Source organism: Kluyvera genomosp. 2 (assembly GCF_036759865.1).
GTDB lineage: Bacteria > Pseudomonadota > Gammaproteobacteria > Enterobacterales > Enterobacteriaceae > Kluyvera > Kluyvera ascorbata_B.
In genome coordinates, this window is record NZ_JAPKIA010000008.1 from 182,651 (window position 1) to 195,849 (window position 13,199).

General features: G+C 56.2%; 8 protein-coding genes, 1 tRNA gene and 1 other RNA gene (1 of these 10 cut by a window edge). 4 read left to right on the forward strand and 6 right to left on the reverse strand.

All coding sequences use genetic code 11. The annotated features are described in order from the left end of the window. Together V6942_RS10885 and V6942_RS10890 are read left to right on the forward strand one after the other, a co-directional pair. Window positions 1-32 (forward strand) — tRNA-Tyr (locus tag V6942_RS10885); it begins 153 nt to the left of the window's first position. Window positions 33-78: 46 nt separating this feature from the next. Then, window positions 79-209, forward strand: a non-coding RNA gene (locus V6942_RS10890) — RtT sRNA. A gap of 237 nt (window positions 210-446) precedes the next feature. Here the strand turns inward: V6942_RS10890 and narI are convergent. The 5 genes from narI to V6942_RS10915 form a co-directional block, all read right to left on the reverse strand. Beyond that, entirely contained in the window at window positions 447-1,124 is a 678-nt protein-coding gene (narI, locus tag V6942_RS10895) for a respiratory nitrate reductase subunit gamma (protein ID WP_035895580.1), read from the reverse strand. After that, the gene (narJ, locus tag V6942_RS10900) at window positions 1,124-1,834 is read right to left on the reverse strand and encodes a nitrate reductase molybdenum cofactor assembly chaperone (RefSeq protein ID WP_182929003.1); all 711 of its coding nucleotides are present in this window, start codon (window positions 1,832-1,834) and stop codon (window positions 1,124-1,126) included. The genes narI and narJ overlap by 1 nt, the downstream gene beginning before the upstream one ends. Next, window positions 1,831-3,369 carry a nitrate reductase subunit beta gene (narH, locus tag V6942_RS10905; protein WP_106928863.1) on the reverse strand — a complete coding sequence of 513 codons (1,539 nt, stop codon included), beginning with the start codon at window positions 3,367-3,369 and terminating at the stop codon, window positions 1,831-1,833. The genes narJ and narH overlap by 4 nt, the downstream gene beginning before the upstream one ends. Beyond that, window positions 3,366-7,109, reverse strand: coding sequence for a nitrate reductase subunit alpha (locus V6942_RS10910; protein ID WP_333501246.1), 3,744 nt, complete (start codon window positions 7,107-7,109; stop codon window positions 3,366-3,368). Before V6942_RS10910 ends, narH begins: the two co-directional genes overlap by 4 nt. Before the next feature lie 397 nt (window positions 7,110-7,506). Beyond that, the gene (locus V6942_RS10915; RefSeq protein WP_106928866.1) at window positions 7,507-8,895 is read right to left on the reverse strand and encodes a NarK family nitrate/nitrite MFS transporter; all 1,389 of its coding nucleotides are present in this window, start codon (window positions 8,893-8,895) and stop codon (window positions 7,507-7,509) included. Window positions 8,896-9,206: 311 nt separating this feature from the next. Between V6942_RS10915 and narX the strand changes: the two genes are divergently transcribed. After that, window positions 9,207-11,006 carry a nitrate/nitrite two-component system sensor histidine kinase NarX gene (gene narX, locus V6942_RS10920; protein WP_106928868.1) on the forward strand — a complete coding sequence of 600 codons (1,800 nt, stop codon included), beginning with the start codon at window positions 9,207-9,209 and terminating at the stop codon, window positions 11,004-11,006. Beyond that, a complete protein-coding gene (gene narL, locus V6942_RS10925) occupies window positions 10,999-11,649 on the forward strand; it encodes a two-component system response regulator NarL (protein ID WP_182928277.1) in 651 nt (216 codons plus the stop codon). Before narX ends, narL begins: the two co-directional genes overlap by 8 nt. A gap of 43 nt (window positions 11,650-11,692) precedes the next feature. On the opposite strand, the gene V6942_RS10930 is transcribed toward narL, so the two are convergent. Further along, complete coding sequence (locus V6942_RS10930) at window positions 11,693-13,084, reverse strand: YchO/YchP family invasin (protein WP_106929054.1); 1,392 nt, start codon at window positions 13,082-13,084, stop codon at window positions 11,693-11,695. Window positions 13,085-13,199 lie beyond the last annotated feature (115 nt).

Consider the following 13,199-nt stretch of genomic DNA (forward strand, 5'->3'; position numbering starts at 1 on the left):
CTTCGAAGGTTCGAATCCTTCCCCCACCACCATCACTTCCTGATAGTATCTCATTTAATTAAAACGCTAAAATTGTGTATTCTGCCCATGCGGGGAAAGATGAGAAGCTTCGACTAAGGTTCGATTCGAGCGTAGCGAGAAAGCGTTGTCGCAGACAACGACCCGAAGGGCGAAGCGCGTAGCGCTGAGTAATCCTTCCCCCACCACCACCTACTCTCGGTAGTATCTCCTCTGATTAAATATTCAAATCTTTCTCAGTTATTTCTTTTATTTCTCTAGCTCTATCTTGCGTCTTTGCCATATATATCCCGGCGGCGCTGCGCTTGGCCGGGCTACACGGATATCGAAGCATTTGTAGCCCGGCCAAGCGCAGCGCCGCCGGGGAACACAGGCCGCACAAACAAAAAACCCCGCCGAAGCGGGGTTTAGCACGTCACTACGCCGTATTAATGGCGCGCACGAACAATCTGATACTTGCGGGTCAAATACTCGACCGGCACGCTCCAGATGTGCACCAGACGCGAGAATGGGAACAGCAGGAACAGCGTCATCCCCAGCACCAGGTGCATACGATAGATAAACGCCACGCCGTCCAGGTGTGCAGACGCACCACCGTGGAAGGTCACCACGGACTGCGCCCAACCAACCAGTTTCATCATCTCGCTGCCGTCCATATGTTGCGCCGAGAACGGAATGGTCAGCAGGCCCAGCGCACACTGGATAACCAGCACGGAAAGCACCAGGATGTCAGCACCGGTCGTCGTCGCACGCACGCGTGGGCTGAACAAACGGCGTTTAAGTAACAGCACGCCGCCGACCAGACACATCAAGCCAGCCGCGCCACCGCCAAACATCGCCATCTTCTGTTTGACTTCCAGCGGCAGCCACGCTTCATACATCCAGTGCGGCGTCAGCATACCCAGGAAGTGACCGGCGAACACGCCCAGGATCCCAAGGTGGAACAGGTTAGATGCGAGATTCATCCCTTTACGATCCAGCATCTGGCTGGACGCGGCGCGCCAGGTGTACTGGCCGTAGTCGTAACGTAGCCAACTGCCAATCAGGAAGACAGAACCCGCAATGTACGGATAAATGTCGAAGAAGAACATATTCAGGAAGTGCATTATTGCTGTCCTCCGTTAGAGATATTCAGATATTGCGGGGCCACGGCACCGGCAAAACGACGCTGGTGGTGAGTAATTTCCGAGTCACCACAGCCCTGGTCGGCAAAGAATTTCACCTGCTCTTCTTCCCACACCGCATCCAGCGCCTGAGGCGTATCATCGCGCGCTTCGTCGGCAATTTTTTCCGCCACTTTCGCTTCATCAACCGCGCTGTTCGCAAGCTTCAGCAACTGCTCAAACAGCACCGCATAACGACTCTCACGCTGTTGCAGACGCGCGCAGAGCAGCGCCAGAATCGGCGCGATGTCCTGCAAGCCGCCAATCGCTTCGCTCTCTGGCAGCTGCGCCAGGTACTCCAGATACAGCGGCAGGTGGTCCGGCAGCTCGCGGCTGTCGAGAACCAGACCATGCTGCTCGTACTGATTCAGCAGATCGACCATCGCCTGCCCGCGGTCGCGGGATTCACCATGCACGTGTTCGAACAGCAGCAGCGACGTCGCACGGCCGCGGTCAAACAGCTCACTGTAGGCAGCCTGAGCATCCAGCAGATCCTGCGCGGTTAAATCGCGCAGGAAAACGCCCAGCGCCTGGGCATCCGCTTTTTCCAGTTTTTCTGATTCAGACAGAACGTCAAAGAGTTCGCCTTGATGCTGCCATAAGGCAGCATCCGGGTACTCAAGGAGACGTGAAATCACCACGAGTTCAATCATGCGTGTGGCTCCGTTTTGCTGCTCACATCCACAGAATCAATACGACGGCTGTTGAACAGGTTGAACTTGCTGTCCGAACCGTGGCAGCCATCGCCGAAGCTAAAGCCACAACCGTTTTTCTCCGGGAACGCGTCGCGCGCTTGTTCACGGTGACTGCTTGGTACCACGAAACGATCTTCGTAGTTGGCAATCGCCAGGTAACGGTACATTTCCTGCGCCTGCGCTTCGGTCAGACCGACCTCTTCCAGCGCGCGGGTATCAATCACACCGTCAACGGTCTCGGTACGTTTGAAATGGCGCATCGCCAGCATACGTTTCAGCGCCAGCACTACCGGTTGGGTGTCGCCTGCGGTCAGCAGGTTTGCCAGGTACTGAACCGGGATACGCAGGCTTTCCACGTCCGGCAGAATGCCGTTGCTGCCCAGTTCACCCGCATCGGCTGCGGACTGAATCGGTGACAGCGGTGGCACATACCAGACCATCGGCAGCGTGCGGTATTCCGGGTGCAGCGGCAGTGCCAGCTTCCAGTCCATCGCCATTTTATAAACCGGCGATTTCTGTGCTGCATCAATCACGCTCAGCGGGATACCATCTTTCTGCGCCTGCTCGATCACTTTCGGATCGTTCGGATCGAGGAACACGTCCAGCTGACGCTGATACAGGTCTTTCTCGTTCTCGGTGCTGGCTGCGGTTTCAATGGCATCCGCGTCGTACAGCAGCACGCCGAGGTAACGAATACGGCCCACGCAGGTTTCAGAACATACTGTCGGTTGACCGGCTTCGATACGCGGGTAACAGAAAACGCATTTTTCCGATTTACCGCTTTTCCAGTTGAAGTAGATTTTTTTGTACGGGCAGCCGGTGATGCACATACGCCAGCCGCGGCACTTATCCTGATCGATCAGTACGATGCCATCTTCTTCACGCTTGTAAATTGCACCGCTCGGGCAAGTAGCAACACACGCCGGATTCAGGCAGTGCTCGCACAGGCGCGGCAGGTACATCATGAAGGTGTTTTCGAACTGGCCGTACATTGCCTTCTGCATGTTCTCGAAGTTTTTGTCTTTCGACAGCTTCTCGAACTCACCGCCGAGGTCGTCTTCCCAGTTCGGACCCTTGGTGATTTTGTCCATGCGCTTGCCGGTAATCAGCGAGCGCGGACGTGCAATCGGCTGCGCCTTGCTATCAGCCGGCGCGTTGTGCAGCGTCTGGTAGTCAAAATCAAACGGCTCGTAGTAATCATCCAGACCCGGAAGATGCGGGTTGGCGAAGATTTTACCCAGCAGCAGCGCTTTGTTACCCATGCGCGGTACCAGCTTGCCGTTGATTTTACGGATCCAACCGCCTTTGTACTTCTCCTGATCTTCCCAGTTGGTCGGGAAACCGGTGCCCGGCTTGGTTTCAACGTTGTTGAACCATGCGTACTCGGTCCCTTCACGGCTGGTCCAGACGTTTTTACAGGTGACTGAGCAGGTATGACAGCCGATGCATTTATCGAGATTCAGCACCATGCCGACTTGTGAACGAATTTTCATTTTACGCTCTCCTGTACCTGGTCATTGCCTTCGCCGTCCAGCCAGTTAATGTTCTTCATCTTACGTACCACCACGAACTCATCACGGTTTGAACCTACGGTGCCGTAGTAGTTAAAGCCGTAGGCCAGGTGCGCATAGCCACCGATCATATGGGTCGGTTTTGGCGTAATGCGGGTCACCGAGTTATGGATACCGCCGCGTTGACCGGTAATTTCTGAACCCGGCAGGTTCACGATACGTTCCTGCGCGTGGTACATCATGGTCATGCCGGCCGGTACACGCTGGCTGACTACCGCACGCGCGGTCAGTGCACCGTTGTTGTTAAAGACTTCAATCCAGTCGTTGTCTTCAATACCGATCTCTTTGGCATCTTCTTCACTCATCCACACCACCGGGCCGCCGCGACCTAAAGTCAGCATCAGCAGGTTGTCGCTGTAGGTAGAGTGAATGCCCCATTTCTGGTGCGGCGTCAGGAAGTTCAGCGCCTTCTCTGGGTAACCGTTGGATTTCTTACCCATCACCTCTTTCACCGAGCGGGTGTCGATAGGCGGACGGTAAACCAGCAGGCTTTCCCCGAAGTCGCGCATCCACTGGTGATCCTGATACAGCGACTGACGACCAGACAGCGTACGCCATGGAATCAGCTCGTGAACGTTGGTATAACCCGCGTTGTAAGAGACGTGTTCGTCTTCCAGACCGGACCAGGTTGGGCTGGAGATAATCTTGCGCGGCTGCGCCTGAATATCGCGGAAGCGAATTTTCTCGTCTTCTTTGTTGAGCGCCAGGTGCGTGTGGTCACGACCGGTAAACTCACTCAGCGCAGCCCAGGCTTTCACCGCTACCTGACCGTTGGTTTCCGGCGCCAGGGTGAGGATCATCTCTGCCGCATCAATCGCCGTATCCAGCATTGGCTGGCCTTTCGCCGGGCCTTCCGCCTTGGTGTAGTTGAGCTTACGCAGCAGATCCATTTCGCTCTGGGTGTTCCAGGCAATCCCTTTACCGCCGTTACCGATTTTTTCCATCAATGGGCCGATGGAGGTAAAGCGTTCATAGGTTGCCGGATAATCACGCTCAACCGGAATAATGTGCGGTGCGGTTTTGCCCGGAATCAGGTCGCATTCGCCTTTTTTCCAGTCCTTCACGTCTAACGGCTGTGCCAGTTCGGCAGCGGAGTCGTGCTGAATTGGCAGCGTGACAACGTCGGTTTCTTTACCAAGGTGCCCCACGCAGACTTCGGAGAATGTCTTCGCGATGCCTTTGTAGATTTCCCAGTCGCTTTTTGATTCCCAGGCTGGGTCAACGGCGGCAGACAGCGGATGAATAAACGGATGCATATCCGAAGTATTCATATCGTCTTTTTCATACCAGGTCGCGGTAGGCAGCACGATGTCGGAGTATAGACAGGTGCTCGACAGACGGAAGTCCAGCGTCACCACCAGATCCAGCTTGCCGTCGAGGCCGTTATCCTGCCATTCCACTTCTTCCGGCTTCACGCCGCCCTGCTTGCCGAGATCCAGCCCCTGAATGCCGTGCTCGGTACCCAGCAGGTACTTCAGCATGTATTCGTGACCTTTACCGGAAGAGCCCAGCAGGTTAGAACGCCAGATGAACAGGTTACGCGGGTGGTTTTTACCGTTTTCCGGCTGTTCAGCCGCAAAACGGATAGAACCTTCTTTCAGCGCTTTAACGGTGTAGTCCACCGGGGTCATACCCGCTTTCTTCGCTTCATCGGCAATGCGCAGTGGGTTAGTACCTAACTGCGGAGCAGACGGCAGCCAGCCCATGCGTTCAGCACGCACGTTGAAGTCCAGCAGGTGACCGGTATAGCGAGATTTGTCCGCCAGCGGTGACAGCAGTTCCTGTGCAGTAACCGACTCATAGCGCCATTGGCTCGAGTGGTTATAGAAGTAGGACGTACTGTTCATATGACGAGCCGGACGCTGCCAGTCAAGGGCAAACGCCAGCGGCTGCCAGCCGGTCTGCGGACGCAGTTTTTCCTGGCCTACGTAGTGTGCCCAGCCGCCGCCGCTCTGACCGACGCAGCCGCAGAACACCAGCATGTTAATCAAACCACGATAGTTCATATCGAGGTGGTACCAGTGGTTCAGACCGGCACCGACGATGATCATCGAACGACCGTGCGTCTTATCGGCGTTATCGGCGAACTCACGCGCGATACGGACGATCTGCGCGCTGGATACACCGGTGATTTTCTCAGCCCACGCCGGGGTGTACGCTTTAATATCTTCGTAGCTGGTTGCGCAGTTTTCATCGTTCAGGCCGCGTTCCAGGCCGTAGTTGGCCATGGTCAGGTCATAAACGGTGGTCACCAGCGCGGTGCTGCCGTCTGCCAGCTGCAGGCGTTTCACCGGCAGTTTGTGCAGCAGAATATTTTCCAGTTCTACGCTGGCGAAGTGTTCGGTACCGTCGCCGCCAAAGTACGGGAAGCCAACCTGTGCAACATCGTCATGGCTGCCCAGCAGGCTAAGGCGCAGCTCAACCTCTTCGCCGGTTTTGCCGTCGCGCTGTTCGAGGTTCCACTTACCTTTATCGCCCCAGCGGTAACCGATAGAACCATTTGGCGCGATCATCTCACCTTTTTCATCAAAGGCGACGGTTTTCCATTCTGGATGCTCTTCCTGGCCCAGGCCATCAACCAGATCCGCTGCGCGCAGCATACGGCCCGCGGCGTAGAAGCCGTCACGCTCTTCCAGCATCACCAGCATTGGCATGTCGGTATAGCGGCGAACGTAATCGGTGAAGTACTGGCTCGGCTTGTCGAGGTGGAATTCACGCAGCATCACGTGGCCCATGGCCAGCGCCATGGCCGCATCGGTACCCTGCTTCGGAGCTAACCACAGGTCGCAAAGTTTAGCGATTTCAGCGTAGTCCGGCGTGATAGCAACGGTTTTGGTGCCTTTATAGCGAACTTCGGTGAAGAAGTGGGCGTCCGGGGTACGCGTTTGCGGAACGTTGGAACCCCAGGCGAGGATGTAGCTTGAGTTATACCAGTCGGCTGATTCTGGAACGTCAGTCTGCTCACCCCAGGTCTGCGGAGAAGCCGGCGGCAGGTCGCAGTACCAATCGTAGAAGCTCAGGCAGGTACCGCCAATCAGGGAAAGGTAACGTGCGCCGGAGGCGTAGGAGACCATCGACATCGCCGGAATTGGCGAGAAGCCTGCCACACGGTCTGGGCCGTAGGTTTTTACGGTGTAGACGTTAGACGCCGCAATCAGCTCATTCACTTCCTGCCAGGAGGAACGAACGAAACCACCGCGACCACGCGCCTGCTTAAAGCTTTTCGCTTTATCCGCATCTTCAATAATGGAGGCCCAGGCATCAACCGGATCGCTGTGCAGTTTCTTCGCATCACGCCACATTTTCATCAGGCGTTTACGCATCAGCGGGTATTTCAGGCGGTTGGCGCTGTAGAGGTACCAGGAATAGCTCGCGCCGCGCGGGCAGCCACGAGGTTCGTGGTTCGGCAGGTCCGGGCGGGTGCGCGGATAGTCAGTCTGCTGGGTTTCCCAGGTGACCAGACCGTTTTTAACGTAGATTTTCCAGCTGCAGGAACCGGTGCAGTTTACGCCGTGCGTGGAACGAACCACCTTGTCATGCTGCCAGCGCTGGCGGTATCCATCTTCCCAATCCCGGTTGGTATTTAGAATCTGTCCGTGCCCATCGGCAAATGTTTCACCCTTTTGTTTAAAGTAGCGAAACCGGTCCAGGAATTTACTCATCGGGTCTCTCCTGTGTGGAGCCTGACGGCTCTCTGATAAGTCGACATTGCTGAATTTGCAGCGAAGGTAACGCGCTGAAAGATGAAGGGAATTGATAACGATCAAGATGCTCTTGCTTAACAACCACCACGCAAAACACACATACCACTAAGGTGGTATTAACACCTATTTTTTAACACTATGTATTTTAAGGATATTTTATTAATTTTATGCGTTTCGTATTGTTACAACTTAGCGCACTGGTATTAAGGGGTAGGTATTTCTCTCTCGCTGCAAGGCCCCCAACGGGCACGCGGCTACAAGCACAGATTCGGTTATTAGTATGTTGTAACTAAGAGGGAATAAAATAAAAGCGCGAACCCTCGCGCTTTTATTTCACAAATAACCGTCGCGGTTATTATTTTGCTTTACGACCGTATACTGCCCAGGTGACGATCACGCAGACAATATAGAACACGAGGAATACTTTCATCGCGCCAGCCGGTGAGCCGGTTAATTCCAGCGAGGTCCCGAAGGCTTTCGGAATAAAGAACCCGCCGATCGCACCAATGGCGGAAATAAAGCCCAACGCTGCCGCCGTATCGGTCGCCGCTTCACGCATCGCTTTCTCTTCAGAACCGCCTTCGGCTTTCACGCGATCCATCGTCAGCTTACGGAAAATAACCGAAATCATCTGGAAGGTAGAACCACTGCCCAGACCGGCCGTCAGGAACAGCGCCAGGAACACGCCGTAGAACGCGATAAAGTTACCGCCTTCACCGTTGCTCGGCAGCGTCATGAACAACAGCGCGCTGAATACCGCCATCATAATGAAGTTGATCAACGTCACGCGCGTGCCGCCCAGGCGGTCAGAGATCGCCCCGCCCGCTGAACGCGCCAGTGCGCCAATAAACGGGCCGAAGAAGGCGTAATGCAGGATCTGAATTTCCGGGAACTGGGTTTTTGACAGCATCGCAAAGCCCGCCGAGAACCCGATAAACGAACCGAAGGTCGCCAGATACAGCAGGCTCATGATCCACAGGTGGCCGCGTTTCAGCACCGGCAGCTGCTCTTTCAGCGATGCCTTAGACGTCGCCAGTTCGTTCATCCCGAACCAGGCCGCGACGGTGAAGATGGCCAGGAACGGCACCCAAATCCACGCGGCGTTTGCCAGGAACAGCTCGGAGCCGTCCGGCTGCTGTACGCCATGACTACCGAAAGCGGCAAAGATGGACAGCGAGATCGCCAGTGGAGCCACCAGCTGCATCACGCTCACGCCCATATTCCCCAAACCGCCGTTCAGGCCCAGCGCCCCGCCCTGCTTTTGTTTCGGGAAGAAGAAGCTGATGTTCGCCATGCTGGAAGCGAAGTTAGCGCCCGCAAAACCACACAGCAGTGAGATAATAATAAAGGTGCTAAATGGCGTAGACGTATCCTGAACCGCAAAGCCCAGCCATACGCAAGGAATGATCAAGATCCCGGTACTGAATGCCGTCCAGCGACGGCCGCCGAACATCGGCACCATAAAGGAGTAAGGAACACGCAGCAGCGCCCCGGACACCGACGGCAGCGCCGTCAGCATGAACAACTGGTCAGTGGTAAACTGGAAGCCCACTTTCGGTAAATTCACCGCGACGGCGCTGAACAGCATCCAAACGCAGAACGCCAGCAGCAAGCACGGTACTGAAATCCACAGGTTCCGGCTTGCGACGCGATGGCCGCGCTCTTGCCAGAACGCCGGATCTTCCGGACGCCAGTCGGTAATGACAGCGCCGGTTGCCCTTTCGGGGGCAGTGGAGTGACTCATAGACACCTCTGATTATTAATATTAACCCCCGCCACATTAGGGTTTACACCGTGAGGTAAGTTGATATAAATCAAAGGAAAAGTTGGCTGTAGAATGCGCAAAAAAACAGCGTCATCCTTAGGGAGTAGGCTTTTATGCCCAAAAAAACCTGTTTTATCACGTGGCTGTTACGTCGCTACCCCTCCGCGTACCCGCGCTTTACTATTATGGAAATAAAGAGGTAACCCTTTAGGGGTATGGGTATACTCCAGGCGATAGCCGAAAATAACGCCACTCGCCGGAGAGTCTTCCGCCAGGAGCCGCATCGCACAATGTTTAAACGTTTTTTTACACCACTCACGCTGGTGAATCAACTGGCCCTCATCGTCCTGCTATCAACCCTTATCGGGGTGGCAAGCATGATGATTTCTGCCCGCCTGGTCAACGGTGTCCAGGGCAGCGCACACGCCATTAACCAGGCCGGTTCGCTGCGTATGCAAAGCTATCGCCTGCTGGCGGCCATCCCGGTAAAACCGAGCGACCAGACGTTATTTGATGAAATGCAGCGCACCGTCTTCAGCCCCGAGCTGCAGCTGGCAGCCGAGCGCGACGGCCAGGTGCCGCAGCTGAAGTCGTTACAGCAATACTGGCTGGGCCATCTGGCGCCGGACATTCGTAACGCCCGCAGTCAGGATGAGGTGCTGAACGACGTGACCGGTTTCGTGAGCCGTATCAATCAGTTGGTGACCGTCTTTGACCACACCACGGAAGAACGTATTACCCACGTGGTATGGATGCACCGCCTGATGGCCTTCTTCATGGCGCTGCTGTTTATCTTTACCGTCTTCTGGCTGCGTACTCGGCTGCTGCATCCGTGGCGTCAGCTGCTGCGTATGGCTGAAGCCATCAGCCATCGTGATTTTACCTACCGCGCGCAAATCAGCGGGCGCAATGAGATGGCAACCCTCGGTATGGCGCTGAACAATATGTCCGCCGAGCTCGCCGAAAGCTACGCCTCGCTGGAGCGGCGCGTTCAGGAAAAAACCGCCGGGCTGGAGCAGAAAAACGCCATCCTCTCCTTCCTGTGGCAGGCCAACCGCCGCCTGCACGCCAGCGCGCCGCTATGTGAACGCATTTCGCCAGTGTTGAACGGCCTTCAGGCGCTCACCCCGCTGCGGGAAATTGAAGTGCGGGTTTACGACACCGAAGATGAGGAAAACCATCAGGAATTCAGCTGTCATTCCGGCCGTGAATGCGACGACCGGGGCTGTTATTTGTGCCCGCGCGATGAAGAAGCCTCCGCGCCGGACGGCGTCACGTTGAAATGGCGGCTCACCGACCCTCGCAACCAGTACGGGATCCTGCTCGCCACGCTGCCACACGGGCGTGAACTGAGCCACGATCAGCAGCAGTTAGTCGACACGCTGCTCGAACAGCTAACGTCGACGCTGGCATTGGATAAACAGCTCGAACGCCAGCAGCAGCTGATCGTGATGGAAGAGCGGGCGACCATTGCCCGTGAGCTGCATGACTCTATTGCCCAGTCGCTCTCTTGCATGAAAATGCAGATCAGCTGTCTGCAAATGATGCAAAACGAAAACGCCTCGGCAGAGAGCCGCGAGCTGCTCGGCCAGGTGCGTAACGAGCTGAACACCTCCTGGGCGCAGCTGCGCGAGCTGTTAACCACCTTCCGTCTGAAGCTGACCGAGTCAGGTCTGCGTCCGGCGCTGGAAGCCAGCTGTCAGGAATACAGTAATCACTTCGGCTTCCCGGTCCAGCTGGATTACCAGCTGCCGCCGCGCCACGTGCCGTCACACCAGGCGATCCACGTCCTGCAAATTGCCCGCGAGGCGCTCAGCAACGCGCTAAAACACGCGCAGGCCAGCGAAGTGAAGGTAACGGTCACCCAGCAGGCCAATCAGGTCAAACTGGTGGTGGCGGATAACGGCTGCGGCGTGCCGATGCACGCAGAGCGCAGCAACCACTACGGTCTTATTATTATGCGTGATCGCGCACAAAGCCTGCGCGGCGATTGCCAGGTTCGCCGTCGTGAAAGCGGCGGCACTGAAGTCGTGGTCACGTTTATCCCCGAAAAATCGCTTTCAACCCTCCAAGGAGAAATCCATGACTAATCAGGAACGGGCTACCATCCTGCTCATTGACGACCATCCCATGCTGCGTACCGGCGTTAAACAGCTGGTCAGTATGGCCTCGGATATCCAGGTCGTCGGGGAAGCCAGCAACGGCGAGCAAGGTATTGAACTGGCGGAAACGCTCGATCCGGATCTGATTTTGCTCGATCTCAATATGCCCGGCATGAACGGTCTGGAAACGCTCGACAAGCTGCGTGAAAAGTCGCTCTCCGGGCGCGTTGTCGTGTTCAGCGTATCGAATCATGAAGAAGACGTTGTCACCGCCCTCAAACGCGGCGCCGACGGCTACCTGCTGAAAGATATGGAACCCGAAGATCTGCTGAAGGCGCTGCAACAGGCTGCCGCCGGTGAAATGGTGCTGAGTGAAGCATTAACGCCGGTGCTGGCCGCCAGCCTGCGCGCTAACCGCGCAACGTCGGATCGCGACATCAACCAGTTGACCCCACGCGAACGCGATATCCTCAAGCTGATTGCCCAAGGCCTGCCGAACAAGATGATTGCCCGCCGTCTGGACATCACCGAAAGCACGGTGAAAGTGCACGTGAAGCATATGCTGAAAAAGATGAAGCTGAAATCCCGCGTGGAAGCTGCCGTTTGGGTGCATCAGGAACGTATTTTCTGAGCCACCGCCGCTTAATTGTCGTGGCAGCCGCTGTCACGCACAATTAAGGTGCAACGTTCGACCAACCGTTCTCGGTCGGCGAAACGCTGACCACCGGTTCGGTCAACGCCAGCGTGATCTCATTCGAGGTCACCCGCTGGCCCTTGTTATCCTCCACCACCACCGATAAATGCCAGGTGTTGCTGGCGCCTTCCGTATAATCCCACGCCGGCATGATGATGCTCCAGCCCTCGGTGCTGTTATTAGCCGCAGGTGGCGTCAGGCTGAGCGCCGTGGTATCCCCCTGCCAGGTCAGCGACTTCACGCCATACCGATCGCGCACCTGCAGCTTAAGCTCAACCGTTTCATCATCGGTGAGGTTCCACGGCGGCGTCGCCAGATACACCGTCAGGCTCTTACGCTGACGAAACTCCATGACCGGTAGATTATTGCGCTCCGGCGCATCGTAGCGGCTGCCGCGTAGCGTACGCCGCTGCGCAACCTCGTCGGCTGCCAGCTGTTTTTTTAACGGCACGCCGAAGCGGTAGTTCACCTTCATGCCAAGGTTGTTCTGATTAACCCCGCTTTCGCCCTGTTTGTGCTGGGCGCTGAAGGTAAGCAGCGGAACGGGCGTGTAATTGAGCCCCAGGGAAACGGCGACCGGATTGTGGTAGCCGGTACCGCTGCGAAACAGATCAACGTTATCACCAAAGTATTGTTCAACGCTGAGGCTGGTATTGATGTGGTTATAGGCCGGTATCCAGGCCTGTGCGGTCACATCGTAACCGCGCGCCATCCGCTGCTGCAACGTCGTACCGCCACGATACCAATCATGAAGAGGATGATAATAGTTGGCTGAGAAGCGCAGGTTCTCGCCCCACGCCTCCGCGCCGACGCCGCCGCGATCGAGGCTGGCGTCCAGCAGGCTGTCATAAAAGGTGTTATAGCCCAGCAGCCAGTGCCCCGCGACCCAACGCTGCCCCACGCCGAGATTGCCCACCAGCCCTTCATCCTGCTGGCTGAGTCCAAGCTGGCTCCAGGTGAGGTAGCGCGTATTGTCCTCAAGCGGAATAAACCAGCTGCCGTGGCTGCCGGTCAGTTTGCCCTTTTCATCCACCAGCATCTGGAAGTCGGTGTTCCCCCACGGCGACAGCCAACTGCCCAACTGTTCGTTCACTTCGCCGTTGACCTTTTCCTGGATCTGCGTGAGGGCAAAAAGCCGCGCCTGCTCGCCGGTATCAAGGCCGTTGTCGGTCATGCTGGCTTCGCCAAACGACTTTACCATTTCGGCAAACTGTTTTTCGCCATCGTGTGTTTCCGGCGCGATACCCAGATCCGGTAGATTATCGAAAGGGTGTTCGGCCTCTTCAATAAACGTTTGCCGTGCCCGCGCGCTGCCGCTGGTTAATATCAGCAGCACCAGAAATGACGAGTAAAAACGCAAAGACAAATCCACAACCTCATAGCCAGCGTAAATCAAAGGTCGGAAATCGCCGACCCTAACGCCTTAAGTCTATTCCCTTTACGCGCATTGTTCAGCTTCTGCGGCGCATTCCAGGAATAGACTGAAA

Excerpts from the sequence above, each read along its gene's own strand:
- narI (WP_035895580.1), bottom strand. The coding sequence starts at position 1,124 with ATGCACTTCCTGAATATGTTCTTCTTCGACATTTATCCGTACATTGCG.
- narJ (WP_182929003.1), bottom strand. The coding sequence starts at position 1,834 with ATGATTGAACTCGTGGTGATTTCACGTCTCCTTGAGTACCCGGATGCT.
- narH (WP_106928863.1), bottom strand. The coding sequence starts at position 3,369 with ATGAAAATTCGTTCACAAGTCGGCATGGTGCTGAATCTCGATAAATGC.
- V6942_RS10910 (WP_333501246.1), bottom strand. The coding sequence starts at position 7,109 with ATGAGTAAATTCCTGGACCGGTTTCGCTACTTTAAACAAAAGGGTGAA.
- V6942_RS10915 (WP_106928866.1), bottom strand. The coding sequence starts at position 8,895 with ATGAGTCACTCCACTGCCCCCGAAAGGGCAACCGGCGCTGTCATTACC.
- narX (WP_106928868.1), top strand. The coding sequence starts at position 9,207 with ATGTTTAAACGTTTTTTTACACCACTCACGCTGGTGAATCAACTGGCC.
- narL (WP_182928277.1), top strand. The coding sequence starts at position 10,999 with ATGACTAATCAGGAACGGGCTACCATCCTGCTCATTGACGACCATCCC.